The 19,068-nt window shown below is 34.6% G+C and carries 22 protein-coding genes; 18 read left to right on the top strand and 4 right to left on the bottom strand.

The window, feature by feature from the left end; genetic code table 11:
• Positions 1-82 precede the first annotated feature (82 nt).
• The gene (locus tag EKM68_RS13420) at positions 83-532 is read right to left on the bottom strand and encodes an Rrf2 family transcriptional regulator (protein WP_125591309.1); all 450 of its coding nucleotides are present in this window, start codon (positions 530-532) and stop codon (positions 83-85) included.
• A 185-nt stretch (positions 533-717) separates the two neighbouring features.
• On the opposite strand from EKM68_RS13420, the gene EKM68_RS13415 reads away from it, so the two are divergent.
• From EKM68_RS13415 to EKM68_RS13385, 7 genes are all read left to right on the top strand, one after another.
• Positions 718-1,656 carry an ABC transporter ATP-binding protein gene (locus EKM68_RS13415; protein ID WP_125591308.1) on the top strand — a complete coding sequence of 313 codons (939 nt, stop codon included), beginning with the start codon at positions 718-720 and terminating at the stop codon, positions 1,654-1,656.
• Position 1,657: 1 nt separating this feature from the next.
• On the top strand, positions 1,658-3,184 hold the full coding sequence (locus EKM68_RS13410) for an ABC transporter permease/substrate-binding protein (RefSeq protein WP_125591307.1): 1,527 nt from the start codon (positions 1,658-1,660) through the stop codon (positions 3,182-3,184).
• A gap of 10 nt (positions 3,185-3,194) precedes the next feature.
• A complete protein-coding gene (locus EKM68_RS13405; RefSeq protein WP_125591306.1) occupies positions 3,195-4,142 on the top strand; it encodes a zinc-binding alcohol dehydrogenase family protein in 948 nt (315 codons plus the stop codon).
• Positions 4,143-4,306: 164 nt separating this feature from the next.
• Positions 4,307-5,314, top strand: a complete 1,008-nt coding sequence (locus EKM68_RS13400; RefSeq protein WP_125591305.1) for a MucBP domain-containing protein — start codon at positions 4,307-4,309, stop codon at positions 5,312-5,314.
• 93 nt (positions 5,315-5,407) lie between these two features.
• On the top strand, positions 5,408-6,004 hold the full coding sequence (locus EKM68_RS13395; RefSeq protein ID WP_125591304.1) for a TMEM175 family protein: 597 nt from the start codon (positions 5,408-5,410) through the stop codon (positions 6,002-6,004).
• Between the two features lie 127 nt (positions 6,005-6,131).
• A complete protein-coding gene (locus tag EKM68_RS13390; protein WP_125591310.1) occupies positions 6,132-6,764 on the top strand; it encodes a hypothetical protein in 633 nt (210 codons plus the stop codon).
• A gap of 6 nt (positions 6,765-6,770) precedes the next feature.
• Entirely contained in the window at positions 6,771-7,631 is an 861-nt protein-coding gene (locus tag EKM68_RS13385) for an alpha/beta hydrolase (RefSeq protein WP_125591303.1), read from the top strand.
• 550 nt (positions 7,632-8,181) lie between these two features.
• Here the strand turns inward: EKM68_RS13385 and EKM68_RS13380 are convergent.
• Positions 8,182-9,009 (bottom strand): helix-turn-helix domain-containing protein, encoded by an 828-nt coding sequence (locus EKM68_RS13380; protein ID WP_225423023.1) that lies wholly within the window; start codon positions 9,007-9,009, stop codon positions 8,182-8,184.
• 176 nt (positions 9,010-9,185) lie between these two features.
• On the opposite strand from EKM68_RS13380, the gene EKM68_RS13375 reads away from it, so the two are divergent.
• The 5 genes from EKM68_RS13375 (at position 9,186) to EKM68_RS13355 (ending at position 12,211) form a co-directional block, all read left to right on the top strand.
• Positions 9,186-9,497, top strand: coding sequence for a hypothetical protein (locus EKM68_RS13375; protein ID WP_125591301.1), 312 nt, complete (start codon positions 9,186-9,188; stop codon positions 9,495-9,497).
• A gap of 17 nt (positions 9,498-9,514) precedes the next feature.
• Positions 9,515-9,790 carry a hypothetical protein gene (locus EKM68_RS13370; RefSeq protein ID WP_125591300.1) on the top strand — a complete coding sequence of 92 codons (276 nt, stop codon included), beginning with the start codon at positions 9,515-9,517 and terminating at the stop codon, positions 9,788-9,790.
• 181 nt (positions 9,791-9,971) lie between these two features.
• Entirely contained in the window at positions 9,972-10,853 is an 882-nt protein-coding gene (locus EKM68_RS13365) for a hypothetical protein (protein ID WP_125591299.1), read from the top strand.
• A 153-nt stretch (positions 10,854-11,006) separates the two neighbouring features.
• Positions 11,007-11,495, top strand: coding sequence for a helix-turn-helix domain-containing protein (locus EKM68_RS13360; RefSeq protein WP_164509463.1), 489 nt, complete (start codon positions 11,007-11,009; stop codon positions 11,493-11,495).
• Between the two features lie 83 nt (positions 11,496-11,578).
• Complete coding sequence (locus tag EKM68_RS13355; protein ID WP_125591297.1) at positions 11,579-12,211, top strand: NUDIX hydrolase; 633 nt, start codon at positions 11,579-11,581, stop codon at positions 12,209-12,211.
• Here the strand turns inward: EKM68_RS13355 and EKM68_RS13350 are convergent.
• Entirely contained in the window at positions 12,208-12,540 is a 333-nt protein-coding gene (locus EKM68_RS13350; protein ID WP_125591296.1) for a winged helix-turn-helix transcriptional regulator, read from the bottom strand. The two genes, EKM68_RS13355 and EKM68_RS13350, sit on opposite strands and share 4 nt — an antisense overlap.
• A gap of 114 nt (positions 12,541-12,654) precedes the next feature.
• Between EKM68_RS13350 and EKM68_RS13345 the strand changes: the two genes are divergently transcribed.
• The 3 genes from EKM68_RS13345 to EKM68_RS13335 all read left to right on the top strand — a co-directional run bounded on the left by EKM68_RS13345 (position 12,655) and on the right by EKM68_RS13335 (position 15,198).
• Positions 12,655-13,380 (top strand): SDR family oxidoreductase, encoded by a 726-nt coding sequence (locus EKM68_RS13345; RefSeq protein WP_125591295.1) that lies wholly within the window; start codon positions 12,655-12,657, stop codon positions 13,378-13,380.
• Between the two features lie 142 nt (positions 13,381-13,522).
• Complete coding sequence (locus EKM68_RS13340) at positions 13,523-14,428, top strand: NADP-dependent oxidoreductase (protein WP_125591294.1); 906 nt, start codon at positions 13,523-13,525, stop codon at positions 14,426-14,428.
• A 221-nt stretch (positions 14,429-14,649) separates the two neighbouring features.
• Positions 14,650-15,198 (top strand): hypothetical protein, encoded by a 549-nt coding sequence (locus EKM68_RS13335; protein ID WP_164509462.1) that lies wholly within the window; start codon positions 14,650-14,652, stop codon positions 15,196-15,198.
• 463 nt (positions 15,199-15,661) lie between these two features.
• On the opposite strand, the gene EKM68_RS13610 is transcribed toward EKM68_RS13335, so the two are convergent.
• On the bottom strand, positions 15,662-15,799 hold the full coding sequence (locus EKM68_RS13610; RefSeq protein WP_164509461.1) for a hypothetical protein: 138 nt from the start codon (positions 15,797-15,799) through the stop codon (positions 15,662-15,664).
• 738 nt (positions 15,800-16,537) lie between these two features.
• On the opposite strand from EKM68_RS13610, the gene EKM68_RS13330 reads away from it, so the two are divergent.
• From EKM68_RS13330 to EKM68_RS13320, 3 genes are all read left to right on the top strand, one after another.
• Positions 16,538-16,828 (top strand): ArsR/SmtB family transcription factor, encoded by a 291-nt coding sequence (locus tag EKM68_RS13330; RefSeq protein ID WP_125591292.1) that lies wholly within the window; start codon positions 16,538-16,540, stop codon positions 16,826-16,828.
• 65 nt (positions 16,829-16,893) lie between these two features.
• Positions 16,894-18,348: an MFS transporter gene (locus EKM68_RS13325; RefSeq protein ID WP_125591291.1), complete on the top strand. Its 1,455-nt coding sequence runs from the start codon at positions 16,894-16,896 to the stop codon at positions 18,346-18,348.
• A gap of 118 nt (positions 18,349-18,466) precedes the next feature.
• Positions 18,467-18,904, top strand: a complete 438-nt coding sequence (locus EKM68_RS13320; protein ID WP_125591290.1) for an AraC family transcriptional regulator — start codon at positions 18,467-18,469, stop codon at positions 18,902-18,904.
• The last annotated feature ends 164 nt before the right edge of the window (positions 18,905-19,068 follow it).

Raw genomic sequence — 19,068 nt, 5'->3', positions numbered from 1 at the left:
AGTGATGTTCTTTTTGTTTTAAAAGAGTACAAAAAAACTGGTATTGATTATTCATCAATACCAGAAAGTATAGAACCAAAATTTATTTTTTGCCTCGTGCTATTTCTTTAGCTTTTTGTTTAACAAGAATTGTTTCAATTAAGTCTTGCAGGGTCGTGTCGTTGAGTTTTCTCTGAGCAGCAATTTTAGCTTGTTCATAATAATCACCTAAGACGTCTTGAATATTTCCACCAACAATACATTCAGGATTGGTTTTTTTATCTAACTCGAATAGTGGTTTGTTGCCTTCGGTGGCAAAATAAATATCAAGTAAGGTTATATCTTTTGGTTCACGAGCCAATTTAGGTTCTGCTGATCCCTGTTTTGTTGCAATTAATCCATGTTCACGAAGTACACCCATCAAGCGGCGAACAACGACTGGAGAGGTTTCAACGCTGCTGGCGATGACTTCGCTGGATAATCTTGTACCTTTATATATATCTATGAATGCTAATATATGTATTGAATCGCTGAAACGGGTCGAAACACGCATCAACTCACCTCCGTTAATTGTAACTATATTAATTACAATTAATAATATGATTATATTTCTGTTTAGTCAAATTCTATCTCTCATACCAGACATGTAATGCAAATCAATTGACAATTTATATCAATAATTATATTGTAATTGTAACTTATCGAGTTACAAAGATTGTAGTACAAAAGGATGCATATATGATTGAGTTTAAGAATGTATACAAGAAGTATGAAAATAACGATAATACGGCCATTAATGATTTGAATCTCCAAATTGAAGACGGGGATTTTTTTGTGTTGGTCGGACCAAGTGGTAGCGGTAAGACAACAACACTTAAAATGATCAATCGGTTGATCAAACAAACATCGGGTGAAATTACCATTGACGGTAAAAATATTGATGATTTTAATTTACAAGAAATGCGTTTACAGATGGGATATGTTTTACAAAACATCGCCTTATTCCCTAACATGACGATTGAAGATAACATTACGATTCAACCGGAGTCACTCAAGTGGTCCAAAGAAAAACGTCATCAAGTAGCCTGGGACTTGTTGGAAAAAGTAGGTCTTGATCCGGAAAAGTATGCCAAAAGATTACCGAATGAATTATCAGGTGGTGAGCAGCAACGTGTTGGTATTGTTCGTGCTTTAGCATCTAATCCAAAGATTGTCCTGATGGATGAGCCTTTCAGTGCCTTGGATCCAATTTCTCGTAATCAATTACAAGAATTAGTTTTGAAGTTGCATGCAGAAATGAATATGACATTTATATTTGTTACTCATGATATGAATGAAGCTGTTCGATTAGGAAATACAATCGCAGTGATGCGCTTAGGTCATTTGGAGCAAATTGGTACACGTGACGAGATTGTTCATAATCCCAAAAATAACTTCGTTAATGGATTCTTCAAGAATCAACAAAATGACGATAAAAAGTTGAAACTGATTATTGATAGTCAAGATTGTCAGGAAGTAGACAAACAACAGGCTGATCTCAGCGAAGAGGATAATATATCAGATTTGGCTGGCTTATTGAAGACCAAGGATTATGCTTTGGTTAAGAGTTCTAACGAACGTGTCTGGAAGTTGACTACTCAAAGTCTCTTAAATTATTTAGCAAGGGATGGTGAGTAGAATGTCAGGGATTATTCATATTTTCAAAACTCAAGGAAATGATATTCTCAATTCGATTGGGCAACATATTTCTATTTCATTGATTTCATTATTGATTGCTGCAGTTATAGCCATACCATTAGCAATTTTGTTGATGAAACATAAGCGTGCTGCTGAGTTCATCTTGAATGTCACAAGCGTTCTTCAAACGATTCCTAGTTTGGCATTATTGGGTATTTTAATTCCATTAGTCGGAATTGGTACAATACCGTCAGTCATCGCATTGGTTGTCTATGCAGTCATGCCAATTTTTCAGAACACTTATTCTGGATTAACAACGATTGATCCTAATCTGGAGGAGGCAGCGGAGGCCTTTGGACTTTCTCGCTCCAAAAAATTAGTAAAGATTGAAATACCACTTGCCATGCCAATGATTATTTCTGGTTTACGTATTGCTATGGTTATGATTATTGGTACGGCTACGTTGGCAGCATTGATCGGTGCTGGTGGTCTAGGTACATATATTCTGTTAGGTATTGAAACCAATAATAATTCACTATTGATCATTGGCGCCGTTCTTTCCGCTATTTTAGCTTTGATATTTAGTGCACTGATTCGTGGCATTTCCAAGCTATCGCTCAAGAAAATCGGAATTATTTTTGCAACGTTGGTTGTGTTGATTGGCGGTGTAGCGGGTTACCGAGTCATCGCTCAACCGAAGACGACAATTACCATTGCCGGTAAAATGGGTAGCGAACCGGAAATATTGATCAACATGTATAAGGACTTGATCGAACAAGATAATCCCAATATCAAAGTTACCACCAAGGCTAACTTTGGTGGAACTTCTTTCCTTTACAAGGCTTTGAAGTCCGGATCAATTGATATTTATCCTGAGTTTACTGGCACGGTCCTGGAATCGCTAGTAAAAACTAAAAAAGGTGCGACAGATGATCCTGAGGCTACATATGCATTAGCTAAAAAATTGTTAAAGTCGCAAGAGAATTTAGAATATCTCAAACCAATGAAGTATGAGAATGGATATGCTCTGGTTGTTAAGAAGAGTTTCGCTAAGAAATATCATCTGAAGACAGTGTCAGATTTGATTGCTGTTGAAAGCAAAATTAACGCTGGCTTCGATCCGGATTTTTATCAACTAAGTGATGGATATCCTGGTATCAGCAAGGCGTACAATTTGAAGTTTGGCAACACACAGACGATGGAGTCATCGATCCGTTACAAAGCAATTGCCAATGATAAAGTTAATTTGGTGGATGGCTATACGACTGATCCACAGATTCAGGAGTATAACTTGGTAGCGTTGAAGGATGACAAGAGTTTCTTCCCACCATATCAAGGTGCACCGTTGGTATCTGAACAACTGTTAACGAAGTATCCGAAGATTCGTAAGACTTTGAATAAATTAGCTGGTAAAATCAGTGAAACGGATATGCAGAAAATGAATTATCGTGTTTCAGTTAAGCACGAAAAAGCAGCGACCGTCGCACGTGAATACCTAGTCGAACATAATCTTTTGAACAAAAAATAAGAGGCAGAAAATGAAAGCAGTAGTTGTTAACAAGGCTGGTGATCCAGAAGTTTTAGAATATACTGATGTTCCAACTCCTGAAGTTAAAGCTGGTTGGAGTCTGATCAGAGTTAAGGGATTTGGTGTTAATCATTCAGAAATATTCACCCGTGAGGGGAAGTCACCTAGCGTAAAATTTCCTAGGATATTGGGGATTGAAGCGGTTGGTATAATTGACAAATCAACTGATAAGTCATTAAAAGTAGGCCAAACGGTTATGACATTTATGGGTGAAATGGGTCGAACGTATGATGGCAGTTATGCTGAATACGTTTTGGTTCCAAATAAACAAATTTTCCCAATTACTACTAAATTACCATGGTCTGATTTGGCAGCAATTCCAGAAACTTACTATACGGCGTATGGTGCATTGATTGGTTTACAAATCCATACCGGCGACAGCTTATTAATTCGCGCCGGTACTAGTGGTGTTGGTGTCTCAGCTGCAAAATTGGCTAAAGAAATGGGGAATATAACGGTAACCAGTACGACTAGGAATATTGAAAAATCACATAGGTTGTATGACATTGGTGTTGATAATGTTGTTCTTGATGATAATGGAAATTTACAAACGACACAGAAATTTGATAAAATTCTTGATCTAATGGGGCCTAAAACAGTTCCTAATTCATTAAGTATGTTAAACAAATTTGGAATTGTCAGTTCAACTGGTCAGTTAGGTGGAGTTTGGGATTTAGATAATTTTGACCCAATCGCAGGTATACCGAATAATTGTTATTTAACTTCATTTTATTCAGGTGAGGTTGATGTTAATTTGTTGAAGGACTTAATTAAATTAATTGAAGATAAGAATATAGATGTTAGTCCAACAAAAATATTTAAATTGAATGAAGTTTCAAGCGCACATGCATATTTACAAAGTGGTCATAGTTTTGGCAAGGTTGTTGTTTTACCATGATTTATACAGGACAAATTTTAATATTTGTCCTGTATTTTTTTGCAGTGAAATGTAATGGTAACAAAATTGTAACCGGAAACTTCATAAATAATTCAAATATCATCATTACAATTAAATTTGTAATGTAAGTTTTGTAACCTGTTTACGGAGAGGGAGTTTTAGTTATGAATTTCAAAAAATACGCGATACTGTCGATGGGATTGTGGGTTTTGGGATTCGGAGTTTATGAATCACAGCCTGCTATTGCTCGTGCAGATGAGCAAACTACAACAAGCAAACTAGTAAAAACTACATTATCTAGTGGTAATAATGTTTATTGGTATGATGGATCAGTCAAGTTACCTGATGTTACTGGGGATGATTTAACTAATCCGGTTGTTGCTCATTTCAGTGAAGGTCAATCGGAAGTTGGTACTAAAAATGTAACGATTACAGTTGATCCGGTAGAAAATACTAGTTACACATTTTCCAATGAATTGGATGGCAATGGAAAGATTACATTGCAGAGCAAAGTCACGGTTGGTAATGTGACGGTAAAATACGTCGATACTGATGGCAATGAAATTTCAGCCAGTACCACAGCTAGTCACTCAGATAATCCAGCTGATTCTGATTATTTGAATTACACGACTAAGCAACTCAATATTAATGGATATACTTTTGTCAAAATGGACGAAACTAGTTTGCCTGCTAACGGTACTTTAACAGGTACTGGTGGAACGGTAATTTATGTTTATCGGGCAAATGACGCTGGAACGGTGACTGATTCAGCCAACACGTCCAATGTAACTACATCCGATAATGATGAAGCTACTGATAACAATAGTAATCAAGTCGCAGTACAACAACCTGCACAAACCGATTCTTCGGCAGCAGACACAAGTACTGGTACTAGTACTTCTACCACTGATTCCACTGATTTACTGAAGAGTAATAATGCTTCAACTAATTCAGTCAATCAGTTACAAAAATCAGGATTGTTATCTCAACCAGTTACTTCAGGGACTGATAGTTCCAGCAAGTCGAATACTGGCACAAGCGAAACTGTCGGTCAATCTGGTGCAGATCAAGGTGACGCGCCTGAGTCAAACACAGATTACTACATCACATTAGCAAGCTTTTCATTGGTTTCAGTAATTGGTCTAGTGGGAATTAGTATAATCAAACATTAAAGTATCTATTTTAAGAAAATATTATTACGATAATAGATTAAATGACTTATTGATTTTTTGGTATAATTAACCGAACTTTGGGAGGGAAATTATATGAATAAGTCTAGAGTTGAGGCATTTACAGATGCTGTTATCGCAATTATTTTAACCATCATGATTTTGGAGTTTAAAACACCAGATTCATCTAAGTTATCGGCAATTTTGCCACAAGTTCCATATATGATTTCGTATGCGGTTGGTTGGTTATTTATCGGTATTGCTTGGTATAACCATCATTATATGTTTTCTAAAACCAAAGTCGTTACTAAGAAAATCTTTTGGATCAACAATTCTTGGATGTTTACTACTTCATTTATTCCAGTAGCCACAGCTTGGGTTGGTCGTGATTTGAATGCACAAGGTCCAGAAATTTTTTATGCAATCGTCTATTTATTATGGACATTCGCGTATGCATTATTAACCTATATGATTGCCAAGGAAAACGAGAAAGCGGGTCATAAAGAAATTGCTGACAGCATTCGTCAAATGAAAATTTACCGAGCTTTGACTAGTTGGAAATTTGTCGGAGCTGAAATTATTATTTGGGTGTTGATTTTAGTTTTTATGCCGGCATTACAAATGGTTTTGATTACATTTCAAGTTTTGGCCGTCGGCGGCAATGTCAATGAAGATAGTGATAAATTGTTTTAATGAAGGAGCAACCATAATAACAATGGTTGCTTTTTTTGATACCTCAGAGTGATAAGATAAACAGTATCGTTTTAAAAAAGGAGTGAAGCATATCAAAAATTCATTACAGACTAGAACTATTGCCTTGATAATCGGTTTAATTCTGAATGCGTTCGGGAATGGATTGTGTATAACTTCCAATATGGGAAGTGGTGTTTGGACTGCAGCAGCAGTCAATCTCAACATGTGGTTAGGATTTAACGTTGGGATGATACTGTTTGTCTTCGGTGTGGCCAATGCCTTGACCAATTTGATACTGATCAAAAAATTAGATATTAAAAGATTTGTAGTTGAAATTTTATATATTTTATTCTTCAGTTACTTTGTAGATATATTTACGAGTTTGTTAACCATGGCTGGTGTTCAACATTTGCCAATGCTAGTTAGAATTTTAGTTTCGTTTTCTGGGGTAGTGTGTTTTTGTGTTGCAATTTCTTTGTATCAACGTGCTAATATTGTGATGCATCCGAATGATGACACGACTAATATTTTGCGATTTTTGTATTTAAAAGGTAATTCAACCGCTGCACAAATAATTGATTTCGTACCGCCGGTATTGATTGTAGCCGTATCATTTGTTATCACGCATAATATTTATGCGGTCAATGTTGGAACTTTGTTTTCAATTTTGTTGAATGGAATTTTAATTGCGGAGTCAGATAAGTTTATCTGGCCCAGCTTGAAACATAATTTTAAAACTGAAGATGTTCAGGGAGGATAATTCAATATGAAAGTAAATGTTACAGTTCCCAAAGTTAATGAGTATCACGATGTTGCTTTCTCACAGGTTAAAGAAAATGATACTGTCCGTGAGATGCATATGTCGTTATTAGTGCCTGAAACAGATGTGGCTAAACCAGCTGTTATTTATTTTCCTGGTGGTGGGTTCCAGTCCGCTAATTACCACAAGTATATTCAAATGCGCACAGCAATCGCCCAGCAAGGAATAGTTGTTGCAGCGGCGGAATATCGTGCGGTTCCTGATGCTTTCCCAGCAATCCTGAATGATGGTAAGAATGCTTTGGGGTATTTGCGTCGTAATGCTAAAAAATATGGAATCGATCCTACTAGAATTGCCGTAATGGGAGATTCTGCCGGAGGATATTTAGCTCAATTTGTTGGTACAACAGCAGAGAAGAGCGAGTACATGCCTGATACTGGTGAAGTTGTTGATACAACAGTTTCTGCAGTGGTTTCGTTGTATGGGATTTCTGATCTATTGACGATCGGTAAGGGGCTCAATGCTGATTTTCACGCTTCAACCACATCGACTGAAGCATTATTGGTTAATGGTGTTTCTTACGGTGAAGACACTGCTCACGCTATTACTGATGTTGAAGAGAATGCTAAGTTTGCCAGTCCAATCAGCCATGTTAAGAAAGGCTTGGCTCCATTTTTGTTGATGCATGGGGATGCTGACACGGTAGTGTCACCATATCAAGCTGAAGAAATGGAAACATGTTTGAAGGAGAATAATGTTCCAGTTGAACGAATAACACTTGAGGGCGCTAATCATGCAACCGTCGAGTGGTATCAACCAGAGATAATTAATTTAGTTGCTGACTGGTTAGTTGATAAGTTGTCCTAGTGTTTGTTTTCTGGCCGCCTCCGATTGTCAGTGACTCCACCTGCTGTGGGACCAGTCCCAGCCATAGTGCGGTCTGGGACTTCGACTTTAAGCTTTGCTTCGCAAATCTTAAAGCTCGTCCGTTTTGTAAGGTCGGATAAATCGTCGACCTAACAAAACTTTCACAGCTGGTTACATCACTGACACTCTTCAGCTAAGTACTATCGTTTAAATGATGAAGTTAAATAATAATTAAAGTATTCCGTGGAGCTAGATAGGTACGGTGAAACGGAATAAAAAAGACGATGTTGAATAAAAAACTCAACGTCGTCTTTACTTTTATATTTATCATTCCACTTAGTTGTTACTTGTAAAGTTTTATGGAAGACACTAAAATAGCAGACCCTGTTTTAACTTAGCCGTTAGAGGTCTGCTATTTTAGACTGAAATCTGCTACCGCGTCAGCGGAATTGCAAAAGGCGGACCCTTGTATGGTTCGTCTTTTTTAATACAATCACATTGTAGCAAGGTAGTTATAGACCGTCAACAAATACAGATATTGACATGTTATTTAATTAGTTTTAAATATTTTTTCACCAAATAATTCCGCAAACATATCAGATCTGTCACGATATTGTGTTGTTGAATCTGCTTGATTTGATTTGGATAATAACTGTGCTAATAGATAGTACATATTGCCAAGCATATAATGTGAATCGTGTTTGGTCGCAAATTCTATTCCTTGATCCAGCCAGGTTATGGCGTCGATATTTTTGTTCAGGGATGCTCGAGAGTAGGCGGCTAGATAAAATAGTGCAATTTGATTAGTTTCAAAATTTGCAGTATCGAAGTTATGAAAAGCAATATTCAAATATTCATTGGATGAATTTATCAGTCCTTCTTTGGCAAATATTCCAGCCAATGAAACTGAGGCTAATCTATCCAACGTTGTAAGTTTTTTTCTATTATTATCATCATTTGATAAGGATAATTTGAAATTAGTCTTGGCTTTATCTAAATTATGATCTGCTTGTAAATATGCGACGCCGAGATAATAATAGTACGCTTTGGTTTGTTCGTGATTTGAAACTGAATCGATGGTGGATTCTTGGAGTAAGAATTCTCTCAGCTTTTGATATTCATGGTTATTACAGAGTGTCGTTATCTTATTATTGAATTCTTCTCGAGAACTGATCTGATAATTGCTATCCAAACTGATACTGTCAATGTCTATCTGAAGTCTTTGGCATAACAAGATTAATATCTGTGAGTTAGGAATATATTTGCCTTTTTCAATTGAAGAGATCATAGGTTGACTACAGATATCTGCAGCAACTTCTTTTTGTGACATTTTTAGTATCAATCTTTTTTCTTTGAGTATTTCACCTAGATTATTCATTTTATCCACTTAGTCTCCATGTTATTTGACTAAAATAATGCCATATAAATTATTTTAAGGAAAGTATTAAGCCCTATTTAAGTATTTTTGTGGAAGCGGTATCATATAAATAGACATAGTTTTAACTATGTTGTATGATTGCCTATAAATCATAGAAGGACGGAGAGTGAAGCCCATTGAAGCGAGAAGATTTGGAAGGGTTGAAACTAATCCTTTCAAAATTGTACGAAACTCTTGACATGGCTCTTGAAAGTAATAAACTTGCTGGCAAGGCCATCTTGGATGTCTATAGAGAATTAGATGAATTCAATGATATGAGCGATAGGACGTTAATTTCATTGGAGGCATACTTGGGTCGACTATCATTGTTCGAGAATTTCAGATTGACTAATGAGGGAAAGAACTTCTATGAACAAATTGAAGATATAGACAGGAAGTACACTAACTCATTTTCAGTTAATAATATATTTACGGACAGTAAAAAATAAAAAGCAGGTGTATATTTATGAAAATGACAGATGATACGGAAGCAAAGAAAACTTTATCAGAATTATACACAGAAATTAATAATGAAAAAGATCTTGATAAAGATGATTATACTAAGAACTTAGTATTGAGGACTTATAATCTATTAGACAAGAACTATTCATACGGTTATCTATTTGGCCGATTGAAGGATGATACACAAGTTACTCGTACATTGCGTCAAATGGATGTAGGAAAAGATTACGAAGAAAAAATCAATTACCTTGCCAAAGGTGCTAACTACGCAATTTACTAACATTTGAATAATTAATTTAATAAACCGCTGTTGAAATTTGCCTTCAACAGCGGTTTTGCTTTGGATTAGTTACGCTTATAGTACGTGTCGTACAGTTAGGATACTTTAATTGTTATATATTTCTATGGTGGTTAAATGAGGTCGTGGATTACTATATTTATTCACTGTAGAAGGTAAGATTATGAAAAAGAAATTATGGGGTGTACTAGTAGCAATGCTAGCTTTCTTATTCATAGCTGGATGTGGAGTGCAGAAGAAAGCTTCTGCCAAAACGGCTAAGCCTGAAGAAAGAATTCAAACAATAAATTATCAAAGCTTAACTAAAGATGAAAAGAAAGATATTGAATTCAAATTCAAAGCCACAAACGATTCTTATGGCTATGCGATTGATATGATAGTCAAAAATGATACTGACAAGAATGTTAAATTCAATCTATCCAGTTTCATGATGATGGATTCAAAGGATCCAGATTTTCAAATCAATTCAAGTCTCAAGAAAAAAATTACACTTAAATCTGAAGATGAGATAAAGGTTGATAAATTATTCGAGAATCTTTCCAAGTCTGATCTTGAAAGATCAGGTTCTTACTACTATTTAAATAAGAATTATCGCTTGGCATATTTGAAAGATACAACGGGATTAACTGAACAAACTGTTGACTCAAATCAAGCAACGACGCAAACAGCAAGTTCATCAGCATCCGTTAGTGTTGCACCAAGTACAATGCAAAAGAGTGACAGTTCATCGGGATATGCACCTGTAAAGACAAGTACAGCACAACAATCTTCATCTGCCAGTGGTCAAAATATAATCACTAATTCTGAACAAGCCGTGGAACTATACAAGCATTCCATGGCAATGGCTGGTCGCAATGATATCGCGGCCAAACCAGTTAGTGGTGGATTCAATGTATACAGTAATACTGATTCATCAATCAGTGGATTTATAGCGTATGATGGTAATATCTCAGTGGATGGTGACGTTACACCATATTCGCAAGCAGCTAAACAGACATATAATGATCAGCCTGGCGATGAGCAATTTGATCCAACCAGATATTAAAAATAAAGTGAATGCATACTCAAAAATGTGCATTCACTTTATTTTTTTCGTTATAACGCTGGATATCAACCATTAGTTGCGTAAATGCTACTAGGAATTGATTGCATAAGAGTTATTACTATTTGATAATTAAAATTAAGGATGGTGTTAATTATGTTTAGTGATAATTTAAGAAAGTTACGACTAAAAAATGGAATTTCTCAAGAAGAATTAGGCGAGATAATAGATGTCACACGACAGTCTGTTTCAAAATATGAGAATGGTACTTCACAGCCTAGTTTTGATAAGTTAATTGCTATCGCAAAATATTTTGATGTTACGACCGATTACTTATTGATGTCCAAAATTGATGATAATGTTATCACTAAAAAATCTGACAAAATAACTGTTGTTTCAAAGTTCGATACTCTAAATACGAATGGTATGGTCGCTTCGTATTATATTTTTACGGTCGGCAAGGTTATTGGTAATAAGAACTCCCCCAAGCAACTCTTTGGGGAACCTATGATTCGGGATTCTTGGGTGATAAAAAAGCGATGCTTGCCTACTATCGTACATTTGAAGATGCAAAGAATGAAATGCTTGCTATTAATAATGCTATGCAACAGGGAAAAACAAATTATGAATTACAGTATTTTGTGAATGTTAAATTAAAGGGTCTTGATTATATAATTGATGATAATATGAATGTATAGATACAATTATTTTCATGTGAGGAGATCAACATGGACAACTTAGAATTATTAATTCAGCAATTACAAGCCATTGCACAATCAGGCAAGCATTATACCAAAGATGTCTTTGATAGAGAACGATATGAACAACTTGAAGAAGTTGCTAAGAAGTTAACGGCAAAATACACTGGTGCCAATGAACAGCAATTAGATATTTTTTTTGATTCTGATAATGGTTATGTGACGCCAAAAGTTGATGTTCGTGCAGTAACATTTAATAGTGAAAATAAAATTCTGTTGGTGAATGAAAAGCGTGGTAATACTTGGTCTATTCCTGGTGGATGGGCCGATATAGGATATTCTATTGGTGAGATTGCTATTAAAGAAACTCGTGAAGAGGCTGGAATACATGTCACTCCCAAACGCCTAATTGCTGTAAGAGATATGCAAAAACATAGTTATGCCCAAAAGAATCTGAGTTATATTTATAAAAATATTATTGAATGCGTGCCCGATAATAATAAACTAACAGATGTTGATAATTCAGAAACTGACGATGCTGAATATTTCACATTGGATGAAGCTTTAAAATTAAATTTATCGTTAAATAGAAATCTTCCTGAAGATTTGAAGATGGCATTTGAGTGTCACAATAGTGTGGTTTGGGAAACCGTTTTTGATTAATCACAAAGCGTTTCTTTTAGTTCGGAAGAATCAATATTTGCCAATCCCCAGTCACAGATAACATCAACGACCGGAATTAAGGATTGGCCTTTTTTTGTGAGATTATACTCAACATGTAAAGGTTGTTCATGAAAGTCATGTCTTTCCACTAGTTCTGCGTCAATCATCTGTTGAATTTGTTCTGCCAAAATTTTGTGAGTAATAGGTTTCATATTGCGTTCTAAAGTATTAAATCTTGAATGCTCATTACCGTTAAGTTGGTATAGAATTCTTATTTTCCATTTACCACGAATTAATCGCATAGTTGCATCGAATTCATTTTCGTACATTTTATCTCTCCAATAATAATTTAGTTACCAAAAAGTGCGTACTTTTAAATTTGCTATTCCAGTCTATAATAAGAAATCGTTGAAATCAATTATTAGAAGGAAGTATAAATATAAATGAAAAAATTAATTGTTATTACAGGTGCAAGTTCAGGATTCGGTGCTGCCATGGCACGTCTATTCAATGAAAATGATTATCCACTATTGTTACTTGGTCGTCGTACTGAAAAAATCGAAGCTTTGAATTTGTCAGGCGAAGTTATGATCAGACATGCTGATGTTACTGACCAGGATGAATTGGCTAAGGCTATTCACGAAGCTGAAGGAAAATACGGTGTAACTGACTTGCTTATCAATAATGCTGGAGTTATGTTACTTGGCAATGTTTGGAAACAATCATCAAAAGAATGGCAAACTATGCTTGATACAAACATTATGGGAGTATTGAATGGTATGCAAATTGTTCTTCCAGAAATGAAAAAAAATCATCATGGTACTATTATTAACATTTCTTCAATTGCTGGGTTCAAAGCGTTCCAAAATCATGCTGCATATGTTGCCAGCAAGTTCGGTGTTCATGGTTTAAGTGAAACAGTTCGTCAAGAAGTATCCGGTGAAAATGTCCGTGTAATGTTAGTTGCCCCAGGTGCTGCTGAAACGGAATTGTTAACTCACGTTACAGATGATAAGGCATTGAGTGAATACGAAGAGTGGAAACAATCAATGGGTGGAATTACTTTGGATCCTAAACATGTTGCTGAAACCGTTAAGTTTATGTATGAAATGCCACAAGAAGTTAATATTCGTGAAGTGGATATTGCCGCTACATTGCAAGACAATTAGGTTGTTGTTTTTGTAAACGCGTTTTAAATCGTATCAAGGTCGAGAAGAAATTCTCGACCTTTTTGTATTTATAAGAACTCTTATTATCCTGATTTAGTAATAATTGTTATATTTTCCTTAAATCAATAAAGAGTTGATATAAATGCAAGCAATTATTCAAGATTCATATAATGGAATTTCAGATTTGAAAATAGGAGAGAGAGCTGATCCGTCAATCAGTCCGTTATCTGTAATAGTTCAGACGAAATATACACCGGTATTGCCGTATGATTGGCGTACTGAGACTGGAGAACTTAAGAGTATTCGACCTGTAAAATTGCCGATTATTATTGGATACGGTTTTGCCGGAATAGTTGAGAGTGTTGGTAGTTTAAGAAATAATGATTTGATTGGTAAAAAAGTTATTGGTGCCTCAATGACTGGATCCTCAAGTACGATAATAGATTCCCGTATTCCACCACTGTTATTCCAAGTTCCAGATAATGTTGAACTGTCAGACGCAGCGACTATTATTGGTGGAGCAGATACGGCGCTTGGAATTATCAATAAAATCAATATTAATTCAAACGATGTTGTTTTGATAACTGGAGCATCAGGTGGTATCGGCACTTATTTAATTCAGTTATTAAAAACGCGCGGAGTAAAAGTTATTGCTGTCGGCCATAATAGTAACGTTGAATTCCTGATATCAGCTGGGGCTGATGACGTAATCGACTATACAAAAGATGTGAAAAGTCAGTTAGTAGATAATGATGATATTTCAAAGGTTATTGATACAGCCGGAAATATCAAAATATTGGATGATATATCTGCAGTATTTCCCCAAATAACGATAGTTTCAATTGCTATAAATTATTTTAATTCTAAAAATTTTAGTTTTATTCAACCTAATATTTTCCCAAAGGATTACGAAAGATTGTTAGAAATGTTATCAAATGGAAAACTACATGCCTATGTTCAAGATGTCTTTGATTTCAGGGATGTAATTCAAGCTCAAATGATATCTAAAAATACTCATTCTCAAGGAAGGATTCTTTTAAAATATTAGAGGTGTAATTATGAATATTATTGAAATAGAACATCTGTTTATGATTTTTTTTGGCTCATATTTAATGATTCAAGTTATTCGAGTCAGTTTGATTTTGATTGTTTTACTTTATTTGAAGAAACGGTTTATAAAATGAATATTAAATATATGTGAAATTATATTGCCAAACTATTTTTTTGTAGTAATATTTGTTGCGACACAAAATGAAAAAGGAACATATTATGCAAAATCTTAGTTATACAAATATTGTACTGGCCTTATTGATTTTATACGTTGTAATCAAGCGACAATTGGAACCGAGAACTGTTAAGTTTAAGCCGGAATTTTTTATTATAGTTATTCTGTTCGGAATTGCTTCAGTTGGGGATGCTGTAAACAAACAGCATTTAGATGTTTCACAAAGTAATATTTATGTATTCGGAATTCTCAGTGTGATCAGTGCAGCTATATTTGCTGCTTTAAGGGCCTGGTCATATAAGTTTTGGCTTGATGATGATGGGTTGGTTATGCGTGAAGGTAACTGGTTAACAATTGTTTGGTGGATTATTGGTATTGGAATGCATGTTGCCGTTGATCAGATGTGGAATAAGAGCTCAGTCACATTATTGCTGTATCTAGGAATTACACTTTTGATTCAACGTGGCTTGGTCTGGTATCGCGCATCATCTAAATATCCAAAGGAAATATCAGCTAATATTACTGCTCAACAAAAGGATCAAGATCGTCATAGCAAGAGACGAGAACGTCGAAGAGATAGGCATGAAAGATAATTATTCAAATTTAAAATCATCGAATGATATCAACAGAAACTAGTGAACCAAGGATATTGTGAAATACTGATTCCAATAAAATTATAGTGATTGGCTATACAATTTCTAACATTAATGATTGCTAAATAACGGCAAGTAATTCCAATTGGAATCACTTGCCGTTATTTTTATACCCACTATTTGAGATAGGGAAAATATTTAAATAGGTCCCGTGTATATTTTTTACTTTTTTTATTTTTGGCAATTGACCATAGCTTTGCCGCAGTATCTAATTTGTTTTTGATGTTATTATTCATAGAGTCAGCACAGAAGTCTTTTACCATGAATTCACGTAAATTCTGATTTAATTTCACTCCGTCAATAATTCTAGTGGATGGTGTTAATTGCAATATAGTATTTTTACTTTGATATTTGGTTACAGCAATTTGCTTCTCATTGTTTAAATATCTGAGAATACGCGTATTTAGATCATTTTTGGTTCCACTGTTATCAAATCTAATCCACGACAAATTTTTTGCAAGTCGGTTCTGTAGAAATAATTGCTTTTGAATTCTTCAGGGGTCATTTGATGGTTCTTTATTTGTTCCATAGATAAAGTCATATTAGTATCCCCAATTGTTATTTAAGTACTTTTGCGTAATGACAAGTTTATTTTGCATAGGAAATATTATTACATATATAGAACATTAATTAAGTTTTTATATTCAAAGTTATTGTTTGGTTTAATAGTAACAATCAAGGATAATAAAATTTACGCAGTTTGTTGGTGCGGTGGTCTCTACATTAAGTAAAGGAGGTGTCGCTATGGATGAGTTCATAGTGTTAATCTGAATTGAAAGGAGAGATCTTGTTAACTTTTTTGATAAATGTTCTGTACGCATTATTTTGTCTAAGGGCTATCTTAGGAGTGGCTCATTCGTCATTGATAGTTACATTCAAAATAATTGTACAGGTAAAATCTATCATTTGGATATTAAAAAAGTGAACCCGTATTAACTGCCCAGTTATCGGTTCACTCCACTAGATAAATTGGCTACCGCATTAGCGGAATTGCCATTGCAGACCATCATTTCGGTCTGCTTTTTATTTGTTTCAACTACATTGTATCAGGTAGGTATGAGTATATCAACGATATTAAATTTGATATTTCACTGAGATTCTGTATAGAATTGTATGACTGCTGAAATAATCATATCTCTAATTTTTTAACTGATACTAAGTATTGTGGATATGGGATTTAACTATTAATGGTATTATAAAGATAATATTGAACAAGGAATCATGTATATTTAAATGCCTAACTTTTGAAAATAATTGAATTGGAGGTTATGATACTTTTATGATTATCGAAGAACAAAATAAGGATGAAATTTTATCAGAGATATTTAAAGCATTATCAGAACCAAATAGATTAAAAATGATTCGTATTTTAAATGAATCTGATAGGGAAATCACTTGCGGTGAAATGAGTGATAAATTGGGATTGAGCCTATCTACAGTGTCATACCATGCCAAAACATTACGAGAAATGGGTTTAACTAATACTAGAAAAGATGCTCAAACAAAGTTTCTGTCAGTGAATCGTTCCACATTTAAAAAATACTTACCTGGATTTTTAGATTCTCTATAGGATTTATTTCTGAATTATACTTCGATAGTTATACAACTAATAAAACTAATTGGAGACCTGAAGATATGGATAGAAAAATATTACTGGTATCTATCTTCATCGCAACATTTATGACATCAGTTGAAACAACCGTGGTGACCACAGCTTTACCGGCGATTATTAGTAATTTACATGGGTTATCAATGCAGAGTTGGGTATTTGCCATTTATCTGTTAACGACTGCCATTGCAACACCAATTTATGGGAAGCTAAGTGACAGTATCGGTCGTAAATCGGTTTTTCTTATAGGATTGCTTTTATTTACAATTGGATCGTTTCTTTGTGGATTTGCAACCAATATGTATTTGTTAATAATTTTCAGAGCATTACAAGGTATCGGTGCAGGAGCAATTAGGCCAATAACATTTACGATTATCGCCGATATGTTTAGCTTTCAAGAACGCTCCAAAATTATGGCATTGAATAATACAGCTTGGGGCATATCTGCACTGGCTGGTCCACTTCTGGGTGGTTTTATCGTTGATAAATTAAGTTGGCATTGGATATTCTTTATTAATGTTCCATTGGGAATTATTATTTTCTTACTGATTTTATTTGGATTTAATGAAAACTTTGCTAAGGCTGATAATTTAAAAATTGACTATTCAGGTATCGGTTTGCTGACAGTAGTGTTGCTGTTAATGCTATTAAGTTTACAATCACTAGGCAATACTCGACTTAATGTTACGCTGTTTATTAGCGGTATTACGGTATTCATTATCTCCTTATATTTGTTTATTAAGATTGAAAGACGCTCACGTGATCCGCTGATTCCATTGGACATGTTTAAATCTCAGACGTTTACCATTCAGGTTTTGACAGCCTTACTTATGAGTGGAATGCAGATTGGATTTCAAATTTATTTCCCTATGTGGATTCAATCGATTTATCAGAAGTCGCCATCTGTTGCTGGACTTGCGATCACGCCAAGCCCAATAATGTGGTTAGTTGCTTCATTTTTCACTGGAGCATTGATTAAAAAATTTGCACCAAAGTTTATTATTATAACAATTGTGATTGTTCAAATGATTTTTTATTTAATTTTAGTATTTAATAGTGCCAATATGCCAGTTGTCTGGTTTTATATTATTTCAGGTGTAACTGGATCCGGTCTGGGAATCATCATAACTATGAATACTGTTATTGCACAGGAATTAGTTGACGATAAAAGTGTAGGGACTGCATCTTCGATGCTTACACTAGGTATAACTCTAGGACAGACGATAATGACTGGAATATTTGGATTGATATTCAATGTTTCGATTAATCATAATCTGGCAGAGTTTCCCCAAGTTAGTACAGCTCATTTGAATCAGGCAATTTCTTCAAACAGCAATGTGAGAACAACAGATATATCTGCAATAAATCATATTTTGCTTGGATCCTTTCATAATGTTTATATTGCAGTACTAGTTATATTTGTACTATTAATTTTCTTGAATTTGCGGGACAAACAAAAGCAACCTATTAACAGTAAGTGATACTAAAAGTACTTTTAACATTTTAACGGCTTAGTTTTAAAATATTAAAGTATTTAATTTTAAATGGCGTTATGCTATTAGCACAGGACGTCCGAGTAAAAAGTTGGAGTAAAGAAAATTGAATATTGAACATTTGCCATCTACCAAGATAGTTTATTTTAGACGGATTGGGGAATATGGAATAGAGAATAAATATTTAATGCAGTCTTTTAAAAAGTGGGTAAAGAAAGAAGGACTATTTCAAGATTCAAGTATTCTAGGAATAGCTCTAGATGACCCGCAGAACACGCCTGTAAATGATTGTCGTTATGATGCATGCTTGATTACTGACAAAACAAACTTCAATAATAATGTTAAACAAAGAACTTTAGTGAATGGCAGTTATGCCGTTTTTAAGTTAATTCACACTGAAAAGGTAATTAATGAGTTTTATGATAATATGGTGCAAATTATCAACAAAAATCAACTTAATGTGGATGATCGGCCAATCGTCGAACGATATCAACCGAAGCTAGTGAACCAAGGATATTGTGAAATACTGATTCCAATAAAATAGCACTGATCGATCATACAAATTTATAACATCAATAACTACAAATAACGGCAAGTAATTCCAATTGGAATCACTTGCCGTTATTTTTATGGTCCTATACTTTCTGGTATTGATGAATAATCAATACCAGTTTTTTTATACTCTTTTAATGCAAAAAAAACATCACT

The organism is Companilactobacillus jidongensis (assembly GCF_003946575.1).
Classification (GTDB): Bacteria; Bacillota; Bacilli; order Lactobacillales; family Lactobacillaceae; genus Companilactobacillus; species Companilactobacillus jidongensis.
Note: the sequence above shows the minus strand (reverse complement) of the source record. Positions and strands in the feature narration are given on the sequence as shown.